The 21,338-nt window shown below is 68.0% G+C and carries 26 protein-coding genes; 17 read left to right on the forward strand and 9 right to left on the reverse strand.

Features of this window, described 5'->3' with window-relative positions:
- Window positions 1-137 precede the first annotated feature (137 nt).
- Window positions 138-1,271, forward strand: coding sequence for an iron-containing alcohol dehydrogenase (locus ACFPN9_RS01190; RefSeq protein WP_066724731.1), 1,134 nt, complete (start codon window positions 138-140; stop codon window positions 1,269-1,271).
- A 98-nt stretch (window positions 1,272-1,369) separates the two neighbouring features.
- The gene (locus ACFPN9_RS01195) at window positions 1,370-2,467 is read left to right on the forward strand and encodes a TRAP transporter substrate-binding protein (protein ID WP_066724729.1); all 1,098 of its coding nucleotides are present in this window, start codon (window positions 1,370-1,372) and stop codon (window positions 2,465-2,467) included.
- A gap of 64 nt (window positions 2,468-2,531) precedes the next feature.
- Here ACFPN9_RS01195 and ACFPN9_RS01200 read toward each other — a convergent pair whose 3' ends face one another.
- A complete protein-coding gene (locus ACFPN9_RS01200; RefSeq protein ID WP_066724844.1) occupies window positions 2,532-3,167 on the reverse strand; it encodes a pyridoxamine 5'-phosphate oxidase family protein in 636 nt (211 codons plus the stop codon).
- A gap of 83 nt (window positions 3,168-3,250) precedes the next feature.
- Window positions 3,251-3,385, reverse strand: coding sequence for a hypothetical protein (locus tag ACFPN9_RS01205; protein ID WP_280939912.1), 135 nt, complete (start codon window positions 3,383-3,385; stop codon window positions 3,251-3,253).
- Here ACFPN9_RS01205 and ACFPN9_RS01210 point away from each other — a divergent pair.
- Genes ACFPN9_RS01210 through ACFPN9_RS01225 form a run of 4 tightly spaced genes read left to right on the forward strand, consistent with a single transcriptional unit; the run spans window position 3,384 to window position 6,043 of the window.
- A complete protein-coding gene (locus ACFPN9_RS01210; RefSeq protein ID WP_066724726.1) occupies window positions 3,384-3,845 on the forward strand; it encodes a hypothetical protein in 462 nt (153 codons plus the stop codon). The genes ACFPN9_RS01205 and ACFPN9_RS01210 overlap by 2 nt on opposite strands.
- Before the next feature lie 13 nt (window positions 3,846-3,858).
- On the forward strand, window positions 3,859-4,527 hold the full coding sequence (locus tag ACFPN9_RS01215) for a ribonuclease T2 family protein (RefSeq protein WP_066724723.1): 669 nt from the start codon (window positions 3,859-3,861) through the stop codon (window positions 4,525-4,527).
- Between the two features lie 31 nt (window positions 4,528-4,558).
- The gene (locus ACFPN9_RS01220) at window positions 4,559-5,410 is read left to right on the forward strand and encodes a 23S rRNA (adenine(2030)-N(6))-methyltransferase RlmJ (RefSeq protein WP_066724720.1); all 852 of its coding nucleotides are present in this window, start codon (window positions 4,559-4,561) and stop codon (window positions 5,408-5,410) included.
- Between the two features lie 27 nt (window positions 5,411-5,437).
- Window positions 5,438-6,043, forward strand: a complete 606-nt coding sequence (locus tag ACFPN9_RS01225) for a glutathione S-transferase (RefSeq protein ID WP_066724717.1) — start codon at window positions 5,438-5,440, stop codon at window positions 6,041-6,043.
- Window positions 6,044-6,197: 154 nt separating this feature from the next.
- On the opposite strand, the gene ACFPN9_RS01230 is transcribed toward ACFPN9_RS01225, so the two are convergent.
- Window positions 6,198-6,857, reverse strand: a complete 660-nt coding sequence (locus ACFPN9_RS01230) for an outer membrane protein (protein ID WP_066724715.1) — start codon at window positions 6,855-6,857, stop codon at window positions 6,198-6,200.
- 323 nt (window positions 6,858-7,180) lie between these two features.
- Here ACFPN9_RS01230 and ACFPN9_RS01235 point away from each other — a divergent pair, with 323 nt between their 5' ends.
- The gene (locus ACFPN9_RS01235) at window positions 7,181-8,041 is read left to right on the forward strand and encodes a glycosyltransferase family 2 protein (protein ID WP_066724713.1); all 861 of its coding nucleotides are present in this window, start codon (window positions 7,181-7,183) and stop codon (window positions 8,039-8,041) included.
- Complete coding sequence (locus tag ACFPN9_RS01240) at window positions 8,034-8,780, forward strand: SDR family oxidoreductase (RefSeq protein WP_066724711.1); 747 nt, start codon at window positions 8,034-8,036, stop codon at window positions 8,778-8,780. Before ACFPN9_RS01235 ends, ACFPN9_RS01240 begins: the two co-directional genes overlap by 8 nt.
- Before the next feature lie 9 nt (window positions 8,781-8,789).
- Here the strand turns inward: ACFPN9_RS01240 and ACFPN9_RS01245 are convergent, their stop codons facing one another.
- Window positions 8,790-9,419 carry a 2-hydroxychromene-2-carboxylate isomerase gene (locus ACFPN9_RS01245; protein WP_066724709.1) on the reverse strand — a complete coding sequence of 210 codons (630 nt, stop codon included), beginning with the start codon at window positions 9,417-9,419 and terminating at the stop codon, window positions 8,790-8,792.
- A gap of 127 nt (window positions 9,420-9,546) precedes the next feature.
- Between ACFPN9_RS01245 and ACFPN9_RS01250 the strand changes: the two genes are divergently transcribed.
- Together ACFPN9_RS01250 and ACFPN9_RS01255 are read left to right on the forward strand one after the other, a co-directional pair.
- Window positions 9,547-9,798 (forward strand): type II toxin-antitoxin system ParD family antitoxin, encoded by a 252-nt coding sequence (locus ACFPN9_RS01250; RefSeq protein ID WP_066724706.1) that lies wholly within the window; start codon window positions 9,547-9,549, stop codon window positions 9,796-9,798.
- Window positions 9,795-10,088, forward strand: coding sequence for a type II toxin-antitoxin system RelE/ParE family toxin (locus tag ACFPN9_RS01255; RefSeq protein WP_066724704.1), 294 nt, complete (start codon window positions 9,795-9,797; stop codon window positions 10,086-10,088). Before ACFPN9_RS01250 ends, ACFPN9_RS01255 begins: the two co-directional genes overlap by 4 nt.
- A gap of 3 nt (window positions 10,089-10,091) precedes the next feature.
- Here ACFPN9_RS01255 and pgeF read toward each other — a convergent pair whose 3' ends face one another.
- The 4 genes from pgeF to ACFPN9_RS01275 form a co-directional block, all read right to left on the reverse strand.
- Window positions 10,092-10,856, reverse strand: a complete 765-nt coding sequence (gene pgeF, locus ACFPN9_RS01260) for a peptidoglycan editing factor PgeF (RefSeq protein WP_066724701.1) — start codon at window positions 10,854-10,856, stop codon at window positions 10,092-10,094.
- A 36-nt stretch (window positions 10,857-10,892) separates the two neighbouring features.
- Window positions 10,893-11,990 carry a class I SAM-dependent methyltransferase gene (locus ACFPN9_RS01265; protein WP_066724698.1) on the reverse strand — a complete coding sequence of 366 codons (1,098 nt, stop codon included), beginning with the start codon at window positions 11,988-11,990 and terminating at the stop codon, window positions 10,893-10,895.
- The gene (lgt, locus tag ACFPN9_RS01270) at window positions 11,987-12,826 is read right to left on the reverse strand and encodes a prolipoprotein diacylglyceryl transferase (protein WP_197426702.1); all 840 of its coding nucleotides are present in this window, start codon (window positions 12,824-12,826) and stop codon (window positions 11,987-11,989) included. The genes ACFPN9_RS01265 and lgt overlap by 4 nt, the downstream gene beginning before the upstream one ends.
- Before the next feature lie 246 nt (window positions 12,827-13,072).
- Window positions 13,073-14,089: an NADP-dependent oxidoreductase gene (locus tag ACFPN9_RS01275; protein WP_066724695.1), complete on the reverse strand. Its 1,017-nt coding sequence runs from the start codon at window positions 14,087-14,089 to the stop codon at window positions 13,073-13,075.
- 146 nt (window positions 14,090-14,235) lie between these two features.
- On the opposite strand from ACFPN9_RS01275, the gene uvrC reads away from it, so the two are divergent.
- The 5 genes from uvrC (at window position 14,236) to ACFPN9_RS01300 (ending at window position 18,877) form a co-directional block, all read left to right on the forward strand.
- The gene (gene uvrC, locus ACFPN9_RS01280; RefSeq protein ID WP_066724692.1) at window positions 14,236-16,377 is read left to right on the forward strand and encodes an excinuclease ABC subunit UvrC; all 2,142 of its coding nucleotides are present in this window, start codon (window positions 14,236-14,238) and stop codon (window positions 16,375-16,377) included.
- A gap of 67 nt (window positions 16,378-16,444) precedes the next feature.
- A complete protein-coding gene (gene pgsA, locus ACFPN9_RS01285; protein WP_066724839.1) occupies window positions 16,445-17,056 on the forward strand; it encodes a CDP-diacylglycerol--glycerol-3-phosphate 3-phosphatidyltransferase in 612 nt (203 codons plus the stop codon).
- The gene (moaD, locus tag ACFPN9_RS01290; protein WP_066724689.1) at window positions 17,053-17,352 is read left to right on the forward strand and encodes a molybdopterin converting factor subunit 1; all 300 of its coding nucleotides are present in this window, start codon (window positions 17,053-17,055) and stop codon (window positions 17,350-17,352) included. The genes pgsA and moaD overlap by 4 nt, the downstream gene beginning before the upstream one ends.
- Before the next feature lie 6 nt (window positions 17,353-17,358).
- The gene (locus ACFPN9_RS01295; protein WP_377815017.1) at window positions 17,359-17,814 is read left to right on the forward strand and encodes a molybdenum cofactor biosynthesis protein MoaE; all 456 of its coding nucleotides are present in this window, start codon (window positions 17,359-17,361) and stop codon (window positions 17,812-17,814) included.
- Window positions 17,792-18,877 carry a DUF1176 domain-containing protein gene (locus ACFPN9_RS01300; RefSeq protein WP_377815019.1) on the forward strand — a complete coding sequence of 362 codons (1,086 nt, stop codon included), beginning with the start codon at window positions 17,792-17,794 and terminating at the stop codon, window positions 18,875-18,877. The genes ACFPN9_RS01295 and ACFPN9_RS01300 overlap by 23 nt, the downstream gene beginning before the upstream one ends.
- Before the next feature lie 43 nt (window positions 18,878-18,920).
- Here ACFPN9_RS01300 and ACFPN9_RS01305 read toward each other — a convergent pair whose 3' ends face one another.
- Window positions 18,921-19,808, reverse strand: coding sequence for a branched-chain amino acid aminotransferase (locus tag ACFPN9_RS01305; protein WP_066724679.1), 888 nt, complete (start codon window positions 19,806-19,808; stop codon window positions 18,921-18,923).
- A 202-nt stretch (window positions 19,809-20,010) separates the two neighbouring features.
- Here ACFPN9_RS01305 and ACFPN9_RS01310 point away from each other — a divergent pair, with 202 nt between their 5' ends.
- Both ACFPN9_RS01310 and ACFPN9_RS01315 read left to right on the forward strand, forming a co-directional pair.
- Window positions 20,011-20,517, forward strand: coding sequence for a MarR family winged helix-turn-helix transcriptional regulator (locus ACFPN9_RS01310; protein ID WP_066724677.1), 507 nt, complete (start codon window positions 20,011-20,013; stop codon window positions 20,515-20,517).
- A 78-nt stretch (window positions 20,518-20,595) separates the two neighbouring features.
- Window positions 20,596-21,324: a response regulator gene (locus ACFPN9_RS01315; RefSeq protein ID WP_066724675.1), complete on the forward strand. Its 729-nt coding sequence runs from the start codon at window positions 20,596-20,598 to the stop codon at window positions 21,322-21,324.
- Window positions 21,325-21,338: the final 14 nt, after the last annotated feature.

The following is a 21,338-nucleotide window of genomic DNA, read 5'->3' on the forward strand; positions in this document are numbered from 1 at the left end:
GGCCTCATCCCTCCCCTTCCACACCCGCCTGTTGACGGCTCCCGCGACGCGCTGTCAACTCGTGGCCATACCGGTAAGACCACGATACGGCGGGCCTGTGGCCCGTCGCTAACTGGCACCAACAGGCGAGGAAACTCATGGCCCTGATCACCTATCTGACGACCGTCAAATTCGGCTATGGCGAGATTGACGCCATCGGGGCCGATCTGGCGGGGCTCGGCGTCGCCAAGCCGCTGATCATCGCGGATAAGGGCATCGTCGCGGCCGGCCTGGTCGCGAAGGTCCAGGCGCTGGCACCCGCGCTCGCCAGCGCGCCGGTGTTCGACGGCACCCCGACGAACCCGACAGAGGAGGCCGTCGAGGCCGCGCTTGAACTCTACCGCCGGCATGGCTGCGACGGGCTCGTCGCCATCGGCGGCGGTTCACCGATCGACCTCGCCAAGGGCGTGGCGCTGCTGGCGACCCATGAAGGCTCGCTCGAGACCTATGCCGCGATCCTCGGCGGTATCCCGAAAGTCACGGCCGCGGTCGCCCCTGTCATCGCCGTGCCGACGACCTCGGGCACAGGCAGCGAGGTCGGCCGCGCGGCGCTGATCACGCTGAAGGACGGTCGCAAGCTCGGCTTCATCTCGCCTCACCTGATCCCGCGTCTGGCGATCTGCGACCCCGAGCTGACGCTCGGACTGCCCGCCTGGCTCACCGCCGCCACCGGCATGGACGCCGTCACCCACTGCATCGAGACCTATCTCAGCCCGCGCGAGAACCCGCCGGCGGAAGCGATCGCGCTGGACGGACTCAAGCGGGCCGTCGGCTTCATCGAGCGCGCGGTCAAGGACGGCAGCGACCGCGAGGCCCGCAAGGAGATGATGATGGCCGCGCTCCAGGGCGGCCTGACCTTCCAGAAGGGGCTCGGCGCCGTCCATGCCCTCTCCCATCCGCTTGGGGGGCTGAAGGAAATCTCGCTGCATCACGGCACACTCAATGCCGTCCTGCTGCCGGCCGTCCTGCGCTTCAACGCGGCTGAGGCGGAGGCGAAATATGCCGAGATCCGCAAGGTGCTCGGCCTCGCACCCGACACCGACCTCGCCGATTGGATCGCCGGCCTCGTCGCGCGCCTCGGCATGCCGGGCAGCCTCTCGGCCATGGGCCTGCCACGCGGCGTGATTCCCGCCATCGCCGAGGCCGCGACCAAGGACCATTCGAGCGCGACCAACCCGCGCGCCGCCACAGCGGCCGACTATGCCGCGATGCTGGAGGCCTCCTTCGGCTGACGGACCGGCGACAGCATCACTGCGCTCCGGCCGCCCGGCCGGCGCGCCCCATCGGAAGGCCCCAGCCGAACAAGCGGGCCGAGCAGGGAGAAACGACGATGACGAACAGACGCGACATGCTGAAGACCGGGCTGGCCGGAGCCGCCCTCGCCGCCGGCACGACGGCCGCCTCGGCCCAGGCGCCCCAGGCCGCGACGATCAACTGGCGCATGACCTCGAGCTACCCCAAGGCGCTCGACGCGGTCTTCGGCGCCGGCGACATCTTCCTCAAGGCGGTGTCCGACATGTCGGGCGGGCGCATCCAACTCCAGCATTTCGCTTCCGGCGAACTGGTTCCCGGCCTGCAGGCGCTCGATGCCGTGCAGAACGGCACGGTCGAATGCTGCGACACCGCCGCCTTCTACTATGTCGGCAAGGACCCTTCCTTCGCCTTCGGCGCGGCGGTGCCCTTCGGCCTCAACACCCGCCAGCAGAACGCCTGGTTCTTCCAGGGCGGCGGCCTCGCCCTCTTCAACGAGTTGCTGGCGCAGTACAATGTCATCGGCCTGCCGATCGGCAACACCAATGCCCAGATGGCCGGCTGGTTTCGCAAGGAGATCAAGACGGTCGATGACCTCAAGGGCCTGAAGATCCGCATCGGCGGTCTCGCCGGCCAGGTCATCGCCAAGCTCGGCGCGGTGCCCCAGCAGATCGCCGCCGGCGACATCTACCCCGCCCTGGAGCGCGGCACGATCGACGCCGCCGAATGGGTCGGCCCCTATGACGACGAGAAGCTCGGTTTCAGCCGCGTCGCCCCCTATTACTACTATCCCGGCTGGTGGGAGGGCGCGTCCGCCATCCTGCTGATGATCAACCGCTCGAAATGGAACGAGCTCAGCGCCACCGACAAGGCGATCTTCGTCGCCGCCGCGCATCAGGCCAACTCGCTGACCATCGCCAAATACGACGACGTCAACCCGGCCGCGATCAAGCGGCTGATCGCCTCGGGAACGCAGCTGCGCGGCTTCTCGCCGGAGATCATGGACGCCTGCGCCAAGGCCGCCGCCGAACTCTACGAGGAGATCGGCGCCAAGAATCCGATGTTCAAGAAGCTGCACGACCACATGATGGCCTATCGCAACGAGCAGCTGCTCTGGCAGCAGGTGGCCGAGTTCAACTACGACGCCTACCAGATCCGCTCGCGCAGCCGCCGCTGAGCGACATGGCTCTCACCTCTCCGGGCCGTCGCGGCCCGGAGAGGAAGCATTTGCGTAGCGGTCCTCAGTAGAGCCGCGTCCGGTAGGCCTCTTCGAGATTGGCCTCCGCCTCCGCGACGCCCACCGCCTTCGTCTGATCCGCCATGATGCGCCCGAGCGAGGGAAAGCGGCTGCGCTCGACCCGGCTCGCCGGATCCCAGAGCTTCGACCGGATCAGCGCCTTGCCGCAATGGAAGAAGGCCTCCTCGACCGAAACCAGCAGGCCGAGCGTCGGCATGCGCTCCTGCACGGTCGCGGGCGCGAGCAGGTCGGGATCGCGCGTCAGCGTCGCGCGGCCGTTGACCCGCAAGGTCTCGGCGATGCCTGGCACCATGAAGATCAGCCCGACGCCGGGCGAGGCCAGCACATTGCCGAAGCTGTCGACCCGGTTGTTGCCGCGCCGGTCCGGAATGAACAGGGTCCGCTCGTCGAGCACCTCGACGAAGCCCGGCGCATCGCCGCGGGGGCTAGCGTCGGCGCGGCCTTCGCCGTCGGCCGTCGCCAGCACGAGGAAGGGCGAGAGCGCGATGAAATCGCGGCAATGCCCGTCAAGCCGGTCCAGCACCTTGCGTTCCGCCAGCGGGTTGACCGGGCCCATATGCGCCCGCAGCTCCGCGGGTTCGGCGATGGCCGTCGCGGCCCGGTCGCTCTCCGTCGTCATGGCATCCTCCTGCATCCTCGCGCGCCACTTTCCGCGATCCGCCGCTCGCGGGCCAGCGCCCTGGCCGCACGGCGGCCATTCCGTCAGATGCGGCGGCGGATCGAAAAGCCACAGCCGGCGCCGCGATGCCCCGGCGCCTCGCCGCCGCCTTGACCCCGCAAACGGCCGCCGCCATCGTGCGCCATCGCTTCCTGCCCCTCCACGAGGCCGACTTTCATGCGCCGCGCCCTGCTGCGAACCGCTCTCGCTTCCCTCGCCCTGCTCACGGCCGCCGCATCGGCCGAGGCCTCCGGCCGCCGCATCGTCCACCCGGCCGACCGGGCCGAGAACCGCACCGTGCCGCTGACCGGCGCCCTGCCGGCCTGCGACGACCCCGCAGTGCTGGGCGAGATCACGAGCTGGTTCAACACGCGCGAAAGCCGCTTCTGGGGCCCGCTTCAGGCGGTGGCCTATGACCGCATCCGGCCGATCGGCTTCCGGCCGCTCGGCGACGACCTGATTCCGCGCCGCTTCTGCACCGGCCGCATCGCCCTGAACGACGGGACGCTGCACCGCATCGACTATTCGGTCCGGGAGAATCTCGGCCTCTTCGGCTGGACCTGGAACGTCAACTGGTGCGTCAGCGGGCTCGATCGCCACCGCGCCTATGCGCCCGATTGCAAGATGGCCCGTCCCTGAGGCGGAGCCGCCGATGCGCCTCGCCCGATTCGCACTGGCCCTGCCGCTTCTCCTGGGATTGGCCACGACCGCCCAGGCCCAGCCCCGCAACCAGCGCGGCGGAGAACCCGGCAGCTTCGATTTCTATGTCCTGGCGCTGTCCTGGTCGCCCGGCTTCTGCGAACTCGACGGGGAGCGCGACCGCAATCGCGAGCAATGCGCCGAGGGCGCGGGCCTGGGCTTCGTGGTGCACGGCCTCTGGCCGCAGCATGAGCAGGGCTACCCCAGTGAATGCGGGCCGGCCGGGCGCACGCCCTCGCGCATTGCGCTCGACCAGGCCAAGGGGTTGTTTCCCAGCGAAGGGCTTGCGCGACACCAGTGGCGCAAGCACGGCACCTGCTCGGGCTCCAGCCCAAGCGACTATTTCGCCGACACACGCCGGGCGCGCGAGAAGATCATCATTCCGCCGGCGCTCGCAAACCCCAAACGCGAGCAGAACTGGACCGCCATCGATCTGGAGCGCGCCTTCGTCGATGCGAATCCGGGACTGCGGACCGACATGATGTCGGTCGCCTGCCGCCGCGGCGTGCTGCAGGAGGTCCGCATCTGCCTGTCCAAGGACCTGCGCAGTTTCCAGACCTGCCAGGAGGTCGACCGCTCAGGCTGCCGCACGCGCGACATCACCGTGCCGGCGCCGCGCTGACAGAAGGCGCAAAGCCGCGTAAGAGCGCGGCATGAACTACCGCCACGGCTTCCACGCCGGCAACTTCGCCGATGTCCTCAAACATGTCGTTCTGATGCGCATCTTGACGCATCTGAACGCCAAGGACACGCCCTATCGCGTCATCGACACCCATGCCGGCGCCGGCCGCTACGACCTCGGCTCGGAAGAAGCCCTGCGGACGCATGAATGGAAGGACGGCGTCGCCCGGCTGGACCAGGCACCGCTCGCTCCTCCTGTCGAGGCTCTGCTCAAGCCCTGGCGCGATGCCGTTGCCGGTGCACGTGCTCTCTACGGGCCGAGCGCCTATCCCGGCTCCCCCTGGCTCTGCCGCCAGGCCATGCGCCGCGACGACCGGCTGATCGCAGCCGAACTCCACCCCCAGACCCACAAGAAACTCGTCGCCGCGATCGGACGCGACGAGCGCTGCAAGGCGCTCGCGATCGACGGATGGAATGCCCTGCGCGGCAATGTGCCCCCGAAAGAACGGCGCGGTGTCGTGCTCATCGATCCGCCATTCGAGGAGAAGGACGAGTTTGCAACCCTGGCAGCGGAGCTGATCGCCGCGCATCGCAAATGGGCGACCGGGATTTACGCGGTCTGGTACCCGATCAAGGACCGCCGCGCTGTCGAAGGCCTGGTCGATTCGGTTCTGGCAGCGGGCATCGGCCGGCTGCTGCGGCTGGAAATCGATGTCGATCGTCCAGAGGCGGCGGGCGGGCTCAGCGCCACCGGCATGCTGATCGTCAACCCGCCCTGGATGCTCGGCGACGAAGCCCGAATCATCCTCCCCGCCCTGTCGGAACGCCTCGCCCAAGGACCGCAGCCGCGCTATCTATGCGAGCCGATCCGTCCGGACGGCTGACACGCCCGCAGTCTCGAGGCTTTGCCGATGCTCGTTCTCCGCTCCTCCCCCGCCTCCCCCTTCGGCCGCAAGGTCAAGATGGCCGCCGCCGAACTCGGCCTGAGCGATCGCATCGAGATCGTCGTCGCCGACACCAACGACCCGTCCGAGCCACTGCGCCAGCAGAATCCGCTCGGCAAGATTCCGACGCTGGTCCTGGAGGACGGGACGACGCTGTTCGATTCACGCGTGATCGTCGATTATCTTGACCACCTTGCCGGCGGCGGACGCCTGATCCCGACGGGCGAGGAGCGCTTCGCGCAGCTGCGCCTGCAGGCGCTGGCGGACGGACTCTGCGATGCCGCGCTGCTGCAGGTCTACGAGACGCGTTTCCGCCCGGAGGAGGGCCGCAACGCCGCCTGGGTCGCCAACCAGGCTGGCAAGGTTTCGCGCGCGCTCGCGTCGCTCGAGGCCGCGCCGCCCGCCTATCCGGATTCTCCGCGGATCGGCGAGATCGCGCTGGCCTGCGCGCTCGGCTATCTCGATCTGCGCTTCGCCGGGACCTGGCGCACTGATCATCCCCGGCTCGTCGCCTGGCTCGATGCCTTCGCGACGAAGGTCCCCGCCTTCGAGGCGACCCGGTTCAAGGGCTGACCCTCTCGCATCGCCGGTCTTTTCCGCAGAGGCCGGCCTTTCTGGGAGGACCGCGTTTCCCATCGGCCGCAGAGGCCGGCAAAACCAGTCCAGACAACAAAAAACCCGGTGACCGAAGCCACCGGGTTCTCTTTTCCCCGCGAGGGGAGGCAGACTAGAACTTGTAGTTCAGGCCGGCGCGGACGACCGAGAAGTCGGTGCCGACCTTCACGCCCGAGTTGAACACCGTCTTCTCGCCGAGGTCGACGTAGAGGTACTCGACCTTGGCGGTCCAGTTGTTGGTGAAGGCGTACTCGAGACCGCCGCCGACGGCGTAGCCGCCGGTGTGGGTCTTGTCGGTCGAGCCGACGCCGCCGATCGTGGTCTTCACGTTGCCGTAAGCCCAACCACCGGTGACGTAGGGCATGAACCGGTCGAAGGCGACGCCGACGCGGCCGCGAACCGTGCCGAAGTACTCTGTACGAACGCGGTCACCGAAGAAGCTCGAACCCGAGTTCAGGTCGGCGCCCTGGATGTCGGCCTCGACGCCCACGACGAACTGGCCCATCTGGTAGTTGTAGCCGACCTGGCCACCGCCGACGAAGCCGTCGAGGTCGCCGATGTTGACCGTGCGGTTACCGAACACCGTACCGGCATTCACGTTGCCGAAGCCGTAGCCGGCGTTCGCACCGACGTAGAAGCCGGTCCAGGTGAAGACGGGGGCGTAGACCGGGGCGACGACCGGGCCCTTGCGGGACGGCAGGTCAGCGGCCGAGGCAGCGCCGGCGGCGACGAGGCCGAGGGCCGCAACGCTCGAAAGCAGAAACTTCTTCATTTGGAACTCCTGAGGGTCGTCGTTTTGCCGGCGGGACCGGCGGGTGATGTCGATGAGCCGGTTATAAGACCTGCCGACGATTTTGTCTGTTGCAGCGGCACCACATCTGCCTCACAGACCGCGGCAAAAATGGGGCACGATTGGGATGACTGCGGCGAATGCGTAAAAACGTGTTAATCACTGTTAAAGCACAGCTAATGGTGAACCGAATACTAACGATGTCGTGACACGTCGCTTCGGCCCGCACTCTCAACTCGCGACCTGACGTCGAGTTCCCATTCTCGCCACATTTTTCCAGGGCCGCTTGCGGCCCCTGCCGTCGCATGCTTAAGCCACGGGCGCCTCAGGCCAATGATGGACACAGGGTGCCGCAGCTTTCGATCTTCATCATTGCCCGCGACGAAGCGGACCGGATCGGCCGCACCATCGAAGCGGTGCGCGGCCTGAGCGACGACATCGTCCTCGTCGATTCGGGTTCGACCGACGGCACGCAGGGCATCGCGGAGAGGCTTGGAGCCCGGGTCGTCTTCAATCCCTGGCCGGGCTATGGCCAGCAGAAGCGCTTCGCGGAAGAGCAGTGTCGGCATGACTGGTTGCTCAACATCGATGCGGACGAGGTCGTCCCGCCCGATCTCGCAGCAGAGATCGCCAGCCTGTTCGCTGGCCCAGGCCCGGCCGCGGACGCCTACCAGATTCGCATTGCGGAGATCTTCCCTGGCGAGCCCGCGCCTCACCGCTTCGCCTATGCGCTAGCCCCCGTGCGGCTCTACCGGAAGGACAAGGGCCGCTACTCGCCCTCGCCCGTCCATGACCGCGTCGATCTCGCGCCTGGCGCGCGTGTCGCGCGCCTCAAGAGGACGGTACATCACTACTCCGTGCGCTCGCTCGGCGAACAGATGAGCAAGCTCAACAGTTACAGCGACGCCCAGGCCGACGATCTCGACCGCCGCGGCCAGACGCTGTCGGTGTTCCGGCTCGCGGTCGAGTTCCCCGCCAACTTCATCAAGGCCTATATCGGCCGGCGTCATGCCCTGCGCGGCGTCTACGGCTTCATGACCGCGATGAACTACGCCTTCTACCGTTATCTGCGGGTGGCGAAGCACTGGGAGCGGCGGCTGCAGCGCCGCTCGACCGACGCTTCCGGGCAAGCCCGGTCGAAGATAGGAGAGCGGATCGATGGGTGACGTCGCGCTCGTGACCGGCGGCGCCCGCCGCATCGGCCGCGCCATCGTTGAGCGCCTGGCCGCGAATGGCTATGCCGTCGCGATCCATTGCGGCAGCGCGCGCGACGAGGCCGATTCGCTGGCGGCGGGAATCGTCCGGGACGGCGGCCGCGCTGCGGTGCTGGTCGCGGATCTGGCCGATCCGGAGGCCGTGGCGGCCCTGATACCGGCCGCGGAGGCCGCTCTCGGCCCCGTCACGCTGCTCGTCAACAATGCCTCCAGCTTCCTCGTCGACGAGGTCACGACCCTCGACGTGCCGACCTGGAACCGCCAGTTCTCGATCAATCTGCGGGCGCCTTCGGTCCTTGCCGGAGCTCTCGCCAACCGGCTCCCGGAGGGGCGCGAGGGCGCCATCGTCAACATCATCGACCAGCGCGTCTGGAAGCTGACGCCGCAATACTATTCCTACACCCTGACCAAGGCCGCCTTGCTGACCGCGACCAAGACGATGGCGCAGGCGCTGGCACCGCGCATCCGCGTCAACGCCGTCGGTCCCGGCCCGACGCTGCCGAACCCGCATGACGGGCCGGAGGCGATGGAGCAGGAGGCGGCCGGCACGCTGCTGCGCCGCAAGATCGACGCCGCCGAAATCGCGGAGGCGGTGCTCTACCTCGCCCGTGCCCGCTCGGTCACCGGCCAGATGATCGCGGTCGACGCCGGCCAGCATCTCGGCTGGCGCACGCCCGACATCGTCGGCTGAACTCGTCGATCAGGCGGCCGGATCCGGCCGGAAGGGCGCGCGGCCGCTGGCGAGCGCACTGTCGAGCAGTTCGAGCCGGTCCTGCCCCCAGAACACCTCGCCGTCGAGCACATAGCTCGGCGCGCCGAACACCCCGGCCGCCACCGCCGCCGCGATGGTGCCCTCATAGGTCCCGATCACCGCCTCGCTCTCGGCGGCGAGCGCAAGCGACTGCGCATCGAAGCCGCAGGCACGGGCCACCCTGGCCACCGCCTCGGGCTGCGTCATGTCCTCGTCGCGGGACCAGACGCCCGCCATGATTTCCCCCATGAACAGGCCGGGGTCCCCGCCCGCCTGGACGATCGCGATCAGGAAACGGTCGGCAAGCGACGGATCGAAGGGGAAATGCTTCGGCTGCAGCACAAGCTTCACGCCGCGCCGCTCGCGCCAGCGCTGCAGGTCCATCAACCGGTAGCGCTGGCGCACCGGATGGCGCTTCGGCAGCGGCAACCCGCCGGTCTCGTCGAACACCGCCCGCAGCGGCACGGGCCGATAGACGATCCGGCAGCCATGCCGCGCCGCGATGTCGAGAAAGGTCGCATGGCCTAGATAGGTCCAGGGCGAATGCAGCGAGAAATAGTAGTCGATGGTGCGGGGCATAGGCGGCTTTCGGCGACGCGGGAGCGGGCACGATAGCGGCCCGGCCAGCCGGGGAAAGGCGCGGCCACGCATGACAGGGTGGGCGAGCAGCGCTATACTCGATTTTGGTAACGACTCGGATTAGCTCATGGGCAAGAATACCTCGATCAGCCTCAGCGACCATTTCGTCAGCTTCATCGAAGCGGAGGTCGAGAAAGGGCGTTATGGCTCTGCCAGCGAAGTGGTGCGGGCTGGCTTGCGCCTGCTTGAAGATCAGGAGGCCCGGATCGCCGCATTGCGCGCCGCGCTCGAAGAGGGCGAGGCCAGTGGTTTTGACGAGGAGTTCGACTTCGACACCTTCATCGAAGCGGAAACGAAGAAGGCGGGGGAGCACGCTTGAAGCGGTTCATCCTGCGTCGCCGCGCCAGCGCCGATCTGATGGACATATCCGCCTTTTCCGAACGCGAATGGGGCCGATCGCAAGCGAACGTCTATCTCCGTCGCATTCAGCAGGCGATCGAGAATCTTGCTGAGACACCCGACATGGGCCCGGCCTGCGACGAGATCAAACGAGACCACCGAAGATTCCCTGTCGGATCTCACGTCGTCTTCTATCGCAAAACGGCCCACCGCATCGAGATCGTTCGCATCCTGCACCAGAGCAAGGACGTCGTTCGGCACCTGAAGTAATCGTCAAACCAGCGCGATCGCCGAGATCAGCCGCCCGTAATCCTCCTCGCCGCGATGGGTCGTGCGGCGATAGCTGAAGAACCGCTCCTCGTCGCCATAGGTGCACAGCGACAGATCGAGGAAACGGCCGATTCCCGCCTCCTGCGCCCGCAGCCCGATGAAGGCTGGCAGATCGAACATCGCATGCGCCGCGCGCTCGGAAGCCGTGAAGAAGCGGGCATAGGTCGCGTTCTCGGCCTTGAAGCGCTCGATGAATTCCGGCCCGACCTCATAGGCGGCGGCGCTGATCGTCGGCCCGAGCACGGCGATGATGCGCTCGCGCCGCGCGCCGAGCTTCTCCATCGCGGTTACCGTCGCGGCCACGACGCCGCCGAAGGCGCCCTTCCAGCCCGAATGGGCCGCGCCAACGACCCGCGCCTCGCTGTCGGCGAACAAGATCGGCCCGCAATCGGCGCTGGAGACACCGAGCGCCACGCCCAAAGCCGCCGTCACCATCGCGTCGGCCTTCGGCCGCTCCGCCGGCCAGGGGCCTGTCACCACCTCCACATCGGCCGAATGCACCTGATAGAGACTGACCAGATGGGTCGGCTCGACCGAGAGATGCGCCGCCATGCGCCTCCGGTTCTCGGCGATCGCCTCCGGATCGTCGGCCGACCCCAGCCCGCCATTGAGCGAAGCGTAGATGCCGGTCGAGACGCCGCCCTGCCGGGTGAAGAAGGCGTGGCGGATGCCGGGTTCGCTGGCGAGATCGGGAGAGGTGATGAACATCGTATCGTCCGGTTTCGGCGGGCGGAGCCGCCCATGTCAGCCCTGCTCTGGCAGGCGATGAAGGTCAAATCCGGGCAGCGGCGGCAAGCCCGGATGCGAAATGGCCAGAACCTTGAACAGATCGCCCATGGCGGTTTCGCCCCGCTCGGTCAGCCGGTCGAACGCCGCGCCGATCGACGCCGTTTGCTGCGGCGTCGCCTTGGTCGACAGGTTCTGCGCCCGCTCGGCCAGGCCGAGCGCCAGCAGGAAATCCGCCTGCCGGACGGGGCCGTGGATCGCGGCGCCCGCCCGCAGCGCCGCCTGGGCCATCCGGGCGAAATCGACATGCACGGTGAGATCCGCCTCGCCGGGCTCCTCCAGCGGATCGACGAAGGCGTGCCGGCGCATCGCCTGCAGCGTGTCGCCGAAGCCCGACTGCAGCGAGCCGTAGTCGATGAAGAGCGCCGCGCCACCCGCCCGCGCCAGATGCGATGCGACGGTCGAGACCAGAGACAGGGCCGCCAGCGGCTGTTCCAGCACCGCGCCGGTCGGTGCCGTTGCGGGCCCGACTCCGTCGGAAGCGGCCACCGCCAGCCCGAAGGCGAGGCGCCCCTCGCCGTCGAGCCCGACGAGTCGCTCGCGCCAGCCCTGCTCCGTCATCACGAACTGGTCGAGCGGCAGCGCGTCGAGCAGTTCATTGGCGACGATGATCGCCGGCCCCTCAAGCGCGGTCTCGATCCGCTCGTGCCAGACCGGCTCGGCCTTGCCAGCGAGCGTCGCGGCCTGGATTTCGCGCAGCACCGGGCTGGTCTCGACCAGATGCACCGCCAGCGCCTCCCGAAAGCCGGGCATGACGCGGGTCGCACGCAGCATGTCGGCCATCAGCGTTCCGCGGCCCGGGCCGATCTCGATCAGGGCGACGCGCGCAGGCTGACCCATCGCCTGCCAGAGATGGGCCGCCCAGAGCCCGATGATCTCGCCGAACATCTGGCTGATCTCGGGCGCGGTGGTGAAGTCGCCCTGCGCGCCGAAGGGATCGCGCGTCCTATAGTAACCATGCCGTGGATGGCCGAGGCACAGCGCCATGAAGCGCGAGATGGGAAGCGGCCCCTCCTCCGCGATCAGGCGGATGAGTTCCGCCTTCAGCGCGGTCACGCCGCGCCCCGCCGCGCGCGCAGCACGAGAACCAGCCCCGCCGCGAACAGCGGCAGCGAGAGCAGCATGCCCATGGTGATGCCGCCCGAGAGCGCATCGACCGAGGTCCCGAACAGGAAGCCGAGCTGCGGGTCGGGCTCGCGGAAGAACTCGCAGACGATGCGCGCCACCGCATAGCCCATGCCGAAGACACCCGCGACGAGGCCGGGCCGCTTCAGCCCGCCCGCCCGCACCAGCAGCGCCAGCAGGATGAAGAGCAGCAGCCCCTCGGAGAAGGCCTCGTAAAGCTGGCTCGGATGGCGCGGCAGCGGCCCGCCACCCGGAAACACCATCGCCCAGGGCACATCCGGCGCCGGCCGGCCCCACAGCTCGGCATTGATGAAATTGGCGATGCGCCCCAGGAACAGCCCGATCGGCACGACGGCGGCGGCGATGTCGAACACCGCCAGCGCCGGATAGCCGCGCCGCCGCGCGAACAGCCACAACCCCAGCGTCGCGCCGATCAGCCCGCCATGGAAGGACATGCCGCCCTGCCAGATCGCCAGGATGTCCTGCGGCCGGGCGAGATAACGCGCCAGATCGTAGAACAGCACGAAGCCCAGCCGCCCGCCGAGAACGACGCCGAGCGCGACGAAGAGCAGCATGTCGTCGAGTTCGTCGGCCTTCGGCCGCGCCCGCCCCGCCCAGAGCGGCTCGGACGAAACCAGCCGGCGCGCATACCACCAGCCGCCGAGCAGGCCGACGACATAGGCCAGCCCATACCATTTGACCGAGATCGGCCCGAGCTGCAGCGCGACCGGGTCGATCACCGGGAAGGCGATGGCGAAGGTTGGCATGGGCAGGATCCGGTTGGCGGTGATGGCGCTTATGCGTTCGTCCCAACGCGCCGTCATCCCGGACAAGCCGCAAAGCGGCGCCGATCCGGGATCCATTCCGGAGCCCTCACGAAGAAGGCTCAGGCATGGATCCCGGGTCTCCCTTCGGTCGCCCGGGGTGACGGCGCGGGAGGATCAAGATCGGCGGGACTTGGGCAAGGCGACCTCAGCAGGTCAAGCAAAAAGGCCCCGCCCCCCAGCCCAGACTTAGAGCTTCACGATCAGCTTGCCGAAGTTGCCGCCCTCGAGCAGCCCGATGAAGGCCTCGGGCGCGCTTTCCAGCCCCTCGACGATGTCTTCCTTGTAGTGCACCGCGCCACTGGCGATCCAGGCCGCCATCTCGCGCTCGAAGTCCGGGCGCTGGGCGATGAATTCGCGCTGGATGAAGCCGCGGATCAGCAAGCTCTTCGAAAGAACCTGCCGCATCAGCACGGGCAGCCGGTCGGGCCCCTCGAAATCCCCGGTGGCGTTGTACTGCGCGACCAGCCCGCAGACCGGGATGCGCGCGAAGGTGTTGAGCAGCGGGAAGACCGCGTCCCAGACCTTGCCGCCGACATTCTCGAAATAGACGTCGATGCCCTCCGGACAGGCCGCCGCGAGCTGCGCCGCGAAATCCGGCGCGCGATGGTCGATGACCGCGTCGAATCCGAAGGTGTCACGAACGAGCGCGCATTTCTCCGGCCCGCCCGCGATGCCGACGGCGCGCGCGCCCTTGATCTTCGCGATCTGGCCGACCGCCGAACCGACCGGGCCGCTGGCGGCCGCGACGACGACGGTCTCTTCGGTCTTTGGCTGCCCGATGGTCAGCAGACCGGCATAGGCGGTGAAGCCCGGCATTCCCAAAACGCCGAGCGCCGTGGTGACGGGCGCGGCAGCCGGATCGAGCTTGCGCAGCTGCTCGCCCTTCGCCAGCACATGCGACTGCCAGCCGGAATGGGACAGCACGAGGTCGCCCGCCGCAAAGTTCGGATGCCGGCTCTCCAGCACCTCGGCGACCGTACCGCCCTCCATGACGGCGCCGATCTCGGTCGGCGCAGCATAGCTCTTCGCCGCACTCATCCGCCCGCGCATATAGGGATCGAGCGAGAGATAGAGGATCTTCAGCAGGACCTCGCCTTCGGAAGGCGTCGGCATCGCAGCCCGCTCCACCCGAAAATTGGCAGGCGCAGGGCGCCCTTCGGGACGCGAGGCAAGAACGATCTGCAAACGTTCGGATAAGGACATGCGGCGCTTTCGATCTCGATTCTGTCGCCTGCACATGGCGACGCGGGCCATTGTGATCAAGCGAGCTCCCTTGGGAGCGGCCACCTTCAGTGCCCGAGCGCGACTGCTGACATGACGAAACGCCCCGCGCATCCTACATGCGAGCGATGAATCGCGAACCGACCCAGCCCCCGCCCGAAGAGGACCTGCCGGACACCGGGGCCGCCCCCGAACCCGAGGCCGAGGAGGCCCTGCCGACGCCGGCGCTTGATCTCGGCGAGACCGCGCCTGGGGCGCTGAAGCACGGCATCGAGGTCATCGCCGGCTTCGCCAAGCATCTGCCCAACAAGCCCGGCGTCTACCGGATGTTCGATACCGCCGGCGAGGTGCTCTATGTCGGCAAGGCCAAGAACCTGAAGAACCGGGTCACGGCCTACGCGCGCGGCATGGCCCACACCAATGCCGTCGCCCGCATGATCGCCGAGACGGCGAATATGGAGTTCGTCACCACGGGGACGGAAACCGAAGCGCTGCTGCTCGAATCCAACCTGATCAAGCAGCTGCGGCCGCGCTACAACGTGCTGCTGCGCGACGACAAGAGCTTCCCCTATATCCTGCTGAGCGGCGACCACGAGGCGCCCCAGATCGCCAAGCACAGGGGCTCGCGGCAGCGCAAGGGCGATTATTTCGGCCCCTTCGCCTCGGTCTGGGCCGTGGAGCGGACCATCGACGCGCTGCAGAAGGCCTTCCTGCTGCGCTCCTGCACCGATTCCTTCTACGAGAACCGCACGCGTCCCTGCCTGCTCTTCCAGATCAAGCGCTGCGCCGGCCCCTGCACGGGCGAGATCGCGATCCCCGACTATCAGGCGCTGGCCGGCCAGGCGCGCGACTTCCTCTCGGGCCGCTCCTCCAACGTCAAACAGTTGCTCTCGACCCGCATGCAAGAGGCGGCCGAAGAGCTCGAATTCGAGAAGGCGGCGCGCTATCGCGACCGGCTGGCGGCGCTCTCGGCCGTGCAGGCCGGGCAGGACATCAACACGCAGGGCGTCGAGGAGGCGGACGTCTTCGCCATCGACGAGCAGGCCGGGCAGTTCTGCGTCGAGATCTTCTTCTTCCGCAACAAGCAGAACTGGGGCAACCGCGCGATCTTCCCGCGTGCCGACCGCAGCCTGACGCCTGAGGAGGTGCTGGCCTCGGTCGTGGCCCAGTTCTACGACGACAAGCCGCCGCCGCGCCTTGTGCTGCTCTCGCACGAGCTGGCGGAGATCGAGCTGATCGGCCAGGCACTCTCCGCACGCGCCGGCCGCAAGGTCGAGATCGCCAATCCCAAACGCGGCGAGCGCGTCGACCTCGTCGAGATGGCGCGCAAGAACGCCCGCGAGGCGCTCTCACGCAAGCTCGCCGACAATGCCGGCCAGACTTCGCTACTCGCGGCGCTCGGCGCCGCCTTCGGACTCGCCAGGCCGCCGCGCCGCGTCGAGGTCTACGACAACTCCCACATCATGGGCACGAACGCCGTCGGCGGCATGGTCGTCGCCGGCCGGGACGGCTTCATGAAGAGCCATTACCGCACCTTCAACATCTCGTCCGACACCATCGCCGGCGACGATTTCGGCATGATGCGCGAGGTGCTGCAGCGGCGCTTCGCGCGGCTGGCGAAGGAAGCGGGGATTTCTCTGTCCTCCACCCCTCATCCTGAGGAGGCCGAACCAGCGGGCGTCTCGAAGGACGCTCCAGCGGACGACGGAGCCTCGACCAGCATCCTTCGAGACGCGCCTGACGGCATTCCTCAGGATGAGGGCTCGGGTGGGATCGATCGATCCGCGGCACCCCCCGAACCCGACGACGACAGCTTTCCCTCACGCCCCGACCTCGTCATCGTCGACGGCGGCAAAGGCCAGTTCGAGGCGGCGCGTCGGATCATGGCTGAGCTCGGAGCCGCCGACATTCCCCTCGTCGCCATCGCCAAGGGCGAGGATCGCAACGCCATGCGCGAAACCTTCCACATGGCAGGCCGTGAGCCCTTCAAGCTGCCCCCGCGCGATCCGGCGCTCTACTTCATCCAGCGTCTGCGCGACGAGGCGCACCGCTTCGCCATCGGCACGCACCGGGCGCGGCGCAAGAAGGATACGATGAAGAACCCGCTCGACGAGATCCCCGGTATCGGCCCGACGCGCAAGCGCGCCCTGCTGCTGCATTTCGGAACGGTGAAGGCGATCAAGCGTGCCAAGCTCGACGATCTGATGCGCGCTCCCGGCGTCAACGCCGCCACGGCCAAGGCGGTGCATGATTATTTTCACGATGGCTGACAACGAACGGCATTGTCGCCGCATTGCGTGTTGACGCTGTCACGGGGCGGCTGCTTTGGTGATTTCCGTGACGATTCTTCCAGACGCCATCAGGCGGCGCGGGCCCTGGTCCCTGCCGAACCTGCTCACCTACGGCCGGATCCTGGCGATTCCGGCGCTGGTCGGGCTGTTGTTCTGGCCGAAGGACGACTGGGTGCGCTGGATCGCGCTTGCGGTCTATGTCGCCGCCGCCGTCACCGACTATCTCGACGGCTGGATCGCGCGGGCCTGGAGCCAGCAATCCGCCATCGGCCGCATGCTCGATCCGATCGCCGACAAGCTGCTCGTCTGCGCGCTCCTGCTGATGCTCGTCCACACCGAGACGATCAAGGGCTGGGCGATCTGGGCGGCGATCGTCATCCTCTGCCGTGAAATCCTGGTCTCGGGCCTGCGCGAGTTCCTCGCCGACCTCAAGGTCAGCGTGCCCGTCAGCAAGGTCGCGAAATGGAAGACGACGGCGCAGCTGCTGGCACTCGGCTTTCTCGTCGCCGGCCCGGCAGGTGACAGCGTCCTGCCCTACAACACGCAGATCGGCATCGTCATGCTCTGGATCGCGGCGGCGCTGACGATCTACACCGGCTGGGACTATTTCAACGCCGGCATCCGGCACATGGTCGACGAGGACGCGCGCGGCTCATGACGCAGTCTTCCGCCACAACGGCCTCCACCGCGCAGGCGCGGACGGTCCGGCTCGTCTATTTCGCCTGGGTGCGCGAGCGCGTCGGCCAGGCCGAGGAGCAGATCGTCCTGCCGGAGGATGTCGGCACCGTGCTCGACCTGGTGCGCTGGCTGAAGGCCCGCGACGAGGGCTATGCCGCCGCCTTCGCCGACGAGACGCTGGTGCGCGCCGCCATCAACCAGACCCATGTCAAGCCGGGCGCGAGCCTGGACGGCGCCCGCGAAATCGCCTTCTTCCCGCCGATGACGGGCGGCTGACCTCCCATGACCCCGATCGTCCGCATCCAGCGGGAGGATTTCGACCTCGCAGCCGAGATCGCGACGCTCTCCGCCGGCCGGCGTGACATCGGCGCCGTGGTCAGCTTCACCGGCCTCTGCCGCGACGAGGGCGGCACGCTCGCCGCGCTCGAGCTCGAGCATTATCCCGGCATGGCGGAAGCCGAGATCGCCCGCGTTGCCGAGCACGCCGCCGCGCGCTGGCCGCTGCTCGGTCTTCTCGCGATCCACCGCTATGGCCGCGTGGCGCCGGGCGAGCAGATCGTGCTGGTGATCGCGACCTCCGCCCATCGCCGCGCCGCTTTTGAAGCCGCCGATTTCATGATGGACTATCTCAAGACCCGCGCCCCGTTCTGGAAGCGTGAGCACTTGATCGATGGCCGCATCGGCGGCTGGGTCGAGGCGAAGGGGGAGGACGACGATGCGGCTCGGCGATGGGAGTAGAACAAAGCTCGCCGCGCTTGCGCTGACGCTCAGCCTGGCGATGCCGGCGCAGGCACAGATCGGACCGATCAAGACCTTCCGCGACTGGGTCGCGGGCTGCGACAACACGAAATCCTGCACGGCGCTGTCGCTGCCCGCCGAGACCGACGACGAGATCGCCTTCCTGCGGCTCGACCGTCCGGCCGGCCCCGATGGCGTCCCGACCCTGGCGCTGAAGCTGCGTGCCCAGAAGCTGAAGAAGAACTTCACCATCGCACTCGCGCTGGACGGCCAGCCCTTTCCGAATGCGGGGCAGCCCCTGCAGGCCAGCAGCGTCGATGGCGAGGTGGCCGAGATCGCGATTCCGGCGGCAACGGCGGAGGCCCTGATCGCCGCGGCGCGCAAGGCGACGACGCTGACGGCGTCGATCGAGTCGTCCACATTCAAGGTGTCGCTCGCCGGCTCGGTCGCCGCCATGCTCTGGATCGACGAGCGGCAGGGCCGGCTCAACACGCCGTCCGCCCTGATCCGCAAGGGCACGAACGGCACGGCGCCGACCGCGCCTCCCGTGCCGATGATCGCCAGCCGCCCGGCCGCGGGCAAGCCCCTCTCCAAGGCGGAGGCCGCAGCGCTGATCAAGGCGATGCGGACCGAGACCAACCGCCGGGAGCCCGATTCCTGCGAGGACACGCCGGACGGCTTGAGCGATGCAGACGGAGCCTGGGCCCTGGACGGCACGCTCAGGCTCGTCGCGATCGCCTGTTCGCGCGGCGCCTACAATGTCTCGAGCCAGTTCTGGCTCGTGACCGGGCGCGACGTCGCCAAGGCGAAACCGGCCCCCTTCGAAGGGGACACGAGCAAGACGGCCAGCGAGCTGGTCAATGCCGATTTCGACCCGAAAACCGGCCAGATCACCTTCTACGCCAAGGCCCGCGGGCTCGGCGACTGCGGCAGCTCCGGCTCCTATGGCTGGAACGGCCAGCGCTTCGCCGTCCTCCAGTGGAGCGAGATGAGCGAGTGCCGTCTGATTCCTGGCGATGATTGGATCACGCTGTTCCGGAGCCAGGAGCGCGCCGCCAACTAACCGCCGTCATGCACGGGGCGAGCCCGCGCATGACGGCCTGTGGTCACGCCGCCTTCGACTTCGGCCGCACGGCGTCGGAGTAATCCTCCATGATCACCTTGCCCATATTGCCGGTGAGGAAGGAGTAGGGCCCGATCTCGGAGACGAGCGTCACCTCGGCCGCCGAGCCGGTGATGAAGCACTCGCTGAAGCCCTCGAGCTCCTCCGGACGGATACGCCGCTCGACCACCTCGAAGCCGCGCTGGCGGCAGAGATCGATCACCGACTGGCGCGTGATGCCGTTCAGGAAGCGGTCGGCCAGCGGTGTGTAGATCACGCCATCCTTGACGAAGAAGATGTTGGCGCCGGTGCATTCGGCGACATGGCCTTCCCAGTCCAGCATCATCGCATCGGCATAGCCGGCGCGCTCCGCCTTGTGCTTGGAGAGCGAGCAGATCATGTAGAGCCCCGCCGCCTTGGCATGGACCGGCGCGCAGGCCGGGTCCGGCCGGCGATAGGCGGCGACGTCGAGGCGCACGCCCTTCAGCTTCTGCGCCATGTCGAACATGCTCGGCCACTCCCAGACCGCGATGGCGGTATGGATCGTGTTGTTGATGCCGGACACCGCCATCATCTCCGAGCCACGCCAGGCGACCGGGCGGATATAGGCGTCCTTCAGCCCGTTCTCCTTGAGGCAGAGCTCCTTGGCGGCGTCGAGCTCGGCGACCGACCAGGGAATCGTGAAATCCATGATCTCGGCCGACTTGTGGAAGCGCTGGGAATGTTCGGTGCCTTTGTAGATCACGCCGTCATAGGCGCGCTCGCCCTCGAACACGCAGGAACCGTAATGCAGCCCATGGGTCAGTACGTGGATCTTCGCGTCCTTCCACGGCACGAGCTTGCCGTCGAACCAGATGACGCCGTCGCGCTGGTCGAAAGGAATGACTGACATGGGGTGCTCCTCTTGGCACGTCCGGTCCGGTTGATCCCTTGGCGCCTCAGACCCCGTCACCATGGCGGGCAGAGGCGCGGACCGGAATGATACTGCGCTGCAACATCGTCTCGCGACATAATCCGTCGTCAGGCGCGCTTGACCGGTAATCTTCCGTCTGAGATATGTCAACATCACTGACGTAATTCGCAGGACGGATTCGATGCCGCAGACGCAGGCCCGGTCCATGGCCGCTGCCGCTCCCGCGCCGGATGCGGCGGTCCCCTATGACCTGATCGAGTTGCTCTTCTTCGCCTATCGCGACTTCGTCGGCGGCCCTGACCTGATCCTCGCCGAATACGGCTTCGGCCGGGCGCATCACCGTGTGCTGCATTTTGTCCTGCGCCGGCCGGGACTGACCATCGCCGAACTGCTCGACATCCTGAAGATCACCAAGCAGAGCCTCAACCGCGTCCTGAAGGAGCTGGTCGAGACCGGCTTCGTCGAGCAGCGCACCGGCGTGCAGGACAAGCGCCAGCGTCATCTCCATGCCACGGCCGCGGGGCAGGATCTGGCGTTGCGGCTCGTCAGGCTGCAGGCCCAGCGCATCCAGGCGGCGCTCGCCGATCTCGCCCCCGAGGCGGCCGAGACCGTCGCGCTCTACCTCTCGGGGTTGATCGATCCCGCCGAACGCCACAAGGTGCAGGGCTTCCTCGCCGCGCCGCGGTGAGGGCCACGGCAGGAGCCCGGGACGCCGCCGCGGCGGTATGCGGACCCAGGCGAAGAAGACGATCGAGGCGGACGAGACATGGCCGCACAGCCGGCGCGAAAGCCCCTCCCCGACGAGGCGCCCCACATCCTGGTGGTCGACGACGATCGCCGCCTGCGCGACCTGCTGGCGCGCTTCCTCGGCGACAATGGCTATCGCGTCACCACCGCGGCCAACGCCGCCGACGCCGACCAGCGCCTGGCGCGGCTGGTCTTCGACGCCATCGTCCTCGACATCATGATGCCCGGCGAGAACGGCTTCGACTTCGCCCGCCGTTTCCGGATCGACTCGGCCGTGCCGATCCTGATGCTGACCGCCCGCGCCGACGGCAAGGACCGCATCAACGGGCTCGAGATCGGGGTTGACGACTATCTCGCCAAGCCCTTCGAGCCGCGGGAACTGCTGCTGCGCCTCGGCAACATCCTCAAGCGCACCATCGTGGTGGAAACCGCCCAGTCCGGCCCGCGGCCCGATTTCGTCCGCTTCGGCCCCTTCCTCTACGGGCTGTCGCGCGGCGAGCTGCGCAAGGGCGAGGAACCGATCCGCCTGACCGAGCGCGAGCGCGAGATCCTGACTGCGCTGGCCGAACGCGCCGGCGAGGTCGTGCCCCGCGAGGAGCTGGCGGCCCAGGGTACCGCCGCCAATGACCGCACCGTCGACGTCCAGATGAACCGGCTGCGCCGCAAGATCGAGCGCGATCCGGCCGATCCGCTCTATCTCCAGACCGTGCGCGGCGTCGGCTATCGCCTCGTGACCGACCGGACGTGACGCCGGTCCCGCCC

It is taken from the genome of Allobosea massiliensis (assembly GCF_042655245.1).
GTDB lineage: Bacteria > Pseudomonadota > Alphaproteobacteria > Rhizobiales > Beijerinckiaceae > Allobosea > Allobosea massiliensis.

Bases quoted from the DNA above. Each gene is read 5' to 3' on its own strand.
- ACFPN9_RS01205 (WP_280939912.1), bottom strand. From the start codon at position 3,385: ATGAAAGTCGGCCTCGTGGAGGGGCAGGAAGCGATGGCGCACGATGGC.
- ACFPN9_RS01230 (WP_066724715.1), bottom strand. From the start codon at position 6,857: ATGAAGAAGTTTCTGCTTTCGAGCGTTGCGGCCCTCGGCCTCGTCGCC.
- ACFPN9_RS01220 (WP_066724720.1), top strand. From the start codon at position 4,559: ATGAACTACCGCCACGGCTTCCACGCCGGCAACTTCGCCGATGTCCTC.
- pgeF (WP_066724701.1), bottom strand. From the start codon at position 10,856: ATGTTCATCACCTCTCCCGATCTCGCCAGCGAACCCGGCATCCGCCAC.
- ACFPN9_RS01295 (WP_377815017.1), top strand. From the start codon at position 17,359: ATGACCCCGATCGTCCGCATCCAGCGGGAGGATTTCGACCTCGCAGCC.
- ACFPN9_RS01240 (WP_066724711.1), top strand. From the start codon at position 8,034: ATGGGTGACGTCGCGCTCGTGACCGGCGGCGCCCGCCGCATCGGCCGC.
- moaD (WP_066724689.1), top strand. From the start codon at position 17,053: ATGACGCAGTCTTCCGCCACAACGGCCTCCACCGCGCAGGCGCGGACG.
- ACFPN9_RS01225 (WP_066724717.1), top strand. From the start codon at position 5,438: ATGCTCGTTCTCCGCTCCTCCCCCGCCTCCCCCTTCGGCCGCAAGGTC.
- lgt (WP_197426702.1), bottom strand. From the start codon at position 12,826: ATGCCAACCTTCGCCATCGCCTTCCCGGTGATCGACCCGGTCGCGCTG.
- ACFPN9_RS01210 (WP_066724726.1), top strand. From the start codon at position 3,384: ATGCGCCGCGCCCTGCTGCGAACCGCTCTCGCTTCCCTCGCCCTGCTC.
- ACFPN9_RS01310 (WP_066724677.1), top strand. From the start codon at position 20,011: ATGCCGCAGACGCAGGCCCGGTCCATGGCCGCTGCCGCTCCCGCGCCG.
- ACFPN9_RS01215 (WP_066724723.1), top strand. From the start codon at position 3,859: ATGCGCCTCGCCCGATTCGCACTGGCCCTGCCGCTTCTCCTGGGATTG.
- ACFPN9_RS01305 (WP_066724679.1), bottom strand. From the start codon at position 19,808: ATGTCAGTCATTCCTTTCGACCAGCGCGACGGCGTCATCTGGTTCGAC.
- ACFPN9_RS01300 (WP_377815019.1), top strand. From the start codon at position 17,792: ATGCGGCTCGGCGATGGGAGTAGAACAAAGCTCGCCGCGCTTGCGCTG.
- ACFPN9_RS01200 (WP_066724844.1), bottom strand. From the start codon at position 3,167: ATGACGACGGAGAGCGACCGGGCCGCGACGGCCATCGCCGAACCCGCG.
- ACFPN9_RS01190 (WP_066724731.1), top strand. From the start codon at position 138: ATGGCCCTGATCACCTATCTGACGACCGTCAAATTCGGCTATGGCGAG.
- ACFPN9_RS01235 (WP_066724713.1), top strand. From the start codon at position 7,181: ATGCTTAAGCCACGGGCGCCTCAGGCCAATGATGGACACAGGGTGCCG.
- ACFPN9_RS01250 (WP_066724706.1), top strand. From the start codon at position 9,547: ATGGGCAAGAATACCTCGATCAGCCTCAGCGACCATTTCGTCAGCTTC.
- ACFPN9_RS01245 (WP_066724709.1), bottom strand. From the start codon at position 9,419: ATGCCCCGCACCATCGACTACTATTTCTCGCTGCATTCGCCCTGGACC.
- ACFPN9_RS01195 (WP_066724729.1), top strand. From the start codon at position 1,370: ATGACGAACAGACGCGACATGCTGAAGACCGGGCTGGCCGGAGCCGCC.
- uvrC (WP_066724692.1), top strand. From the start codon at position 14,236: ATGAATCGCGAACCGACCCAGCCCCCGCCCGAAGAGGACCTGCCGGAC.
- ACFPN9_RS01275 (WP_066724695.1), bottom strand. From the start codon at position 14,089: ATGTCCTTATCCGAACGTTTGCAGATCGTTCTTGCCTCGCGTCCCGAA.
- ACFPN9_RS01315 (WP_066724675.1), top strand. From the start codon at position 20,596: ATGGCCGCACAGCCGGCGCGAAAGCCCCTCCCCGACGAGGCGCCCCAC.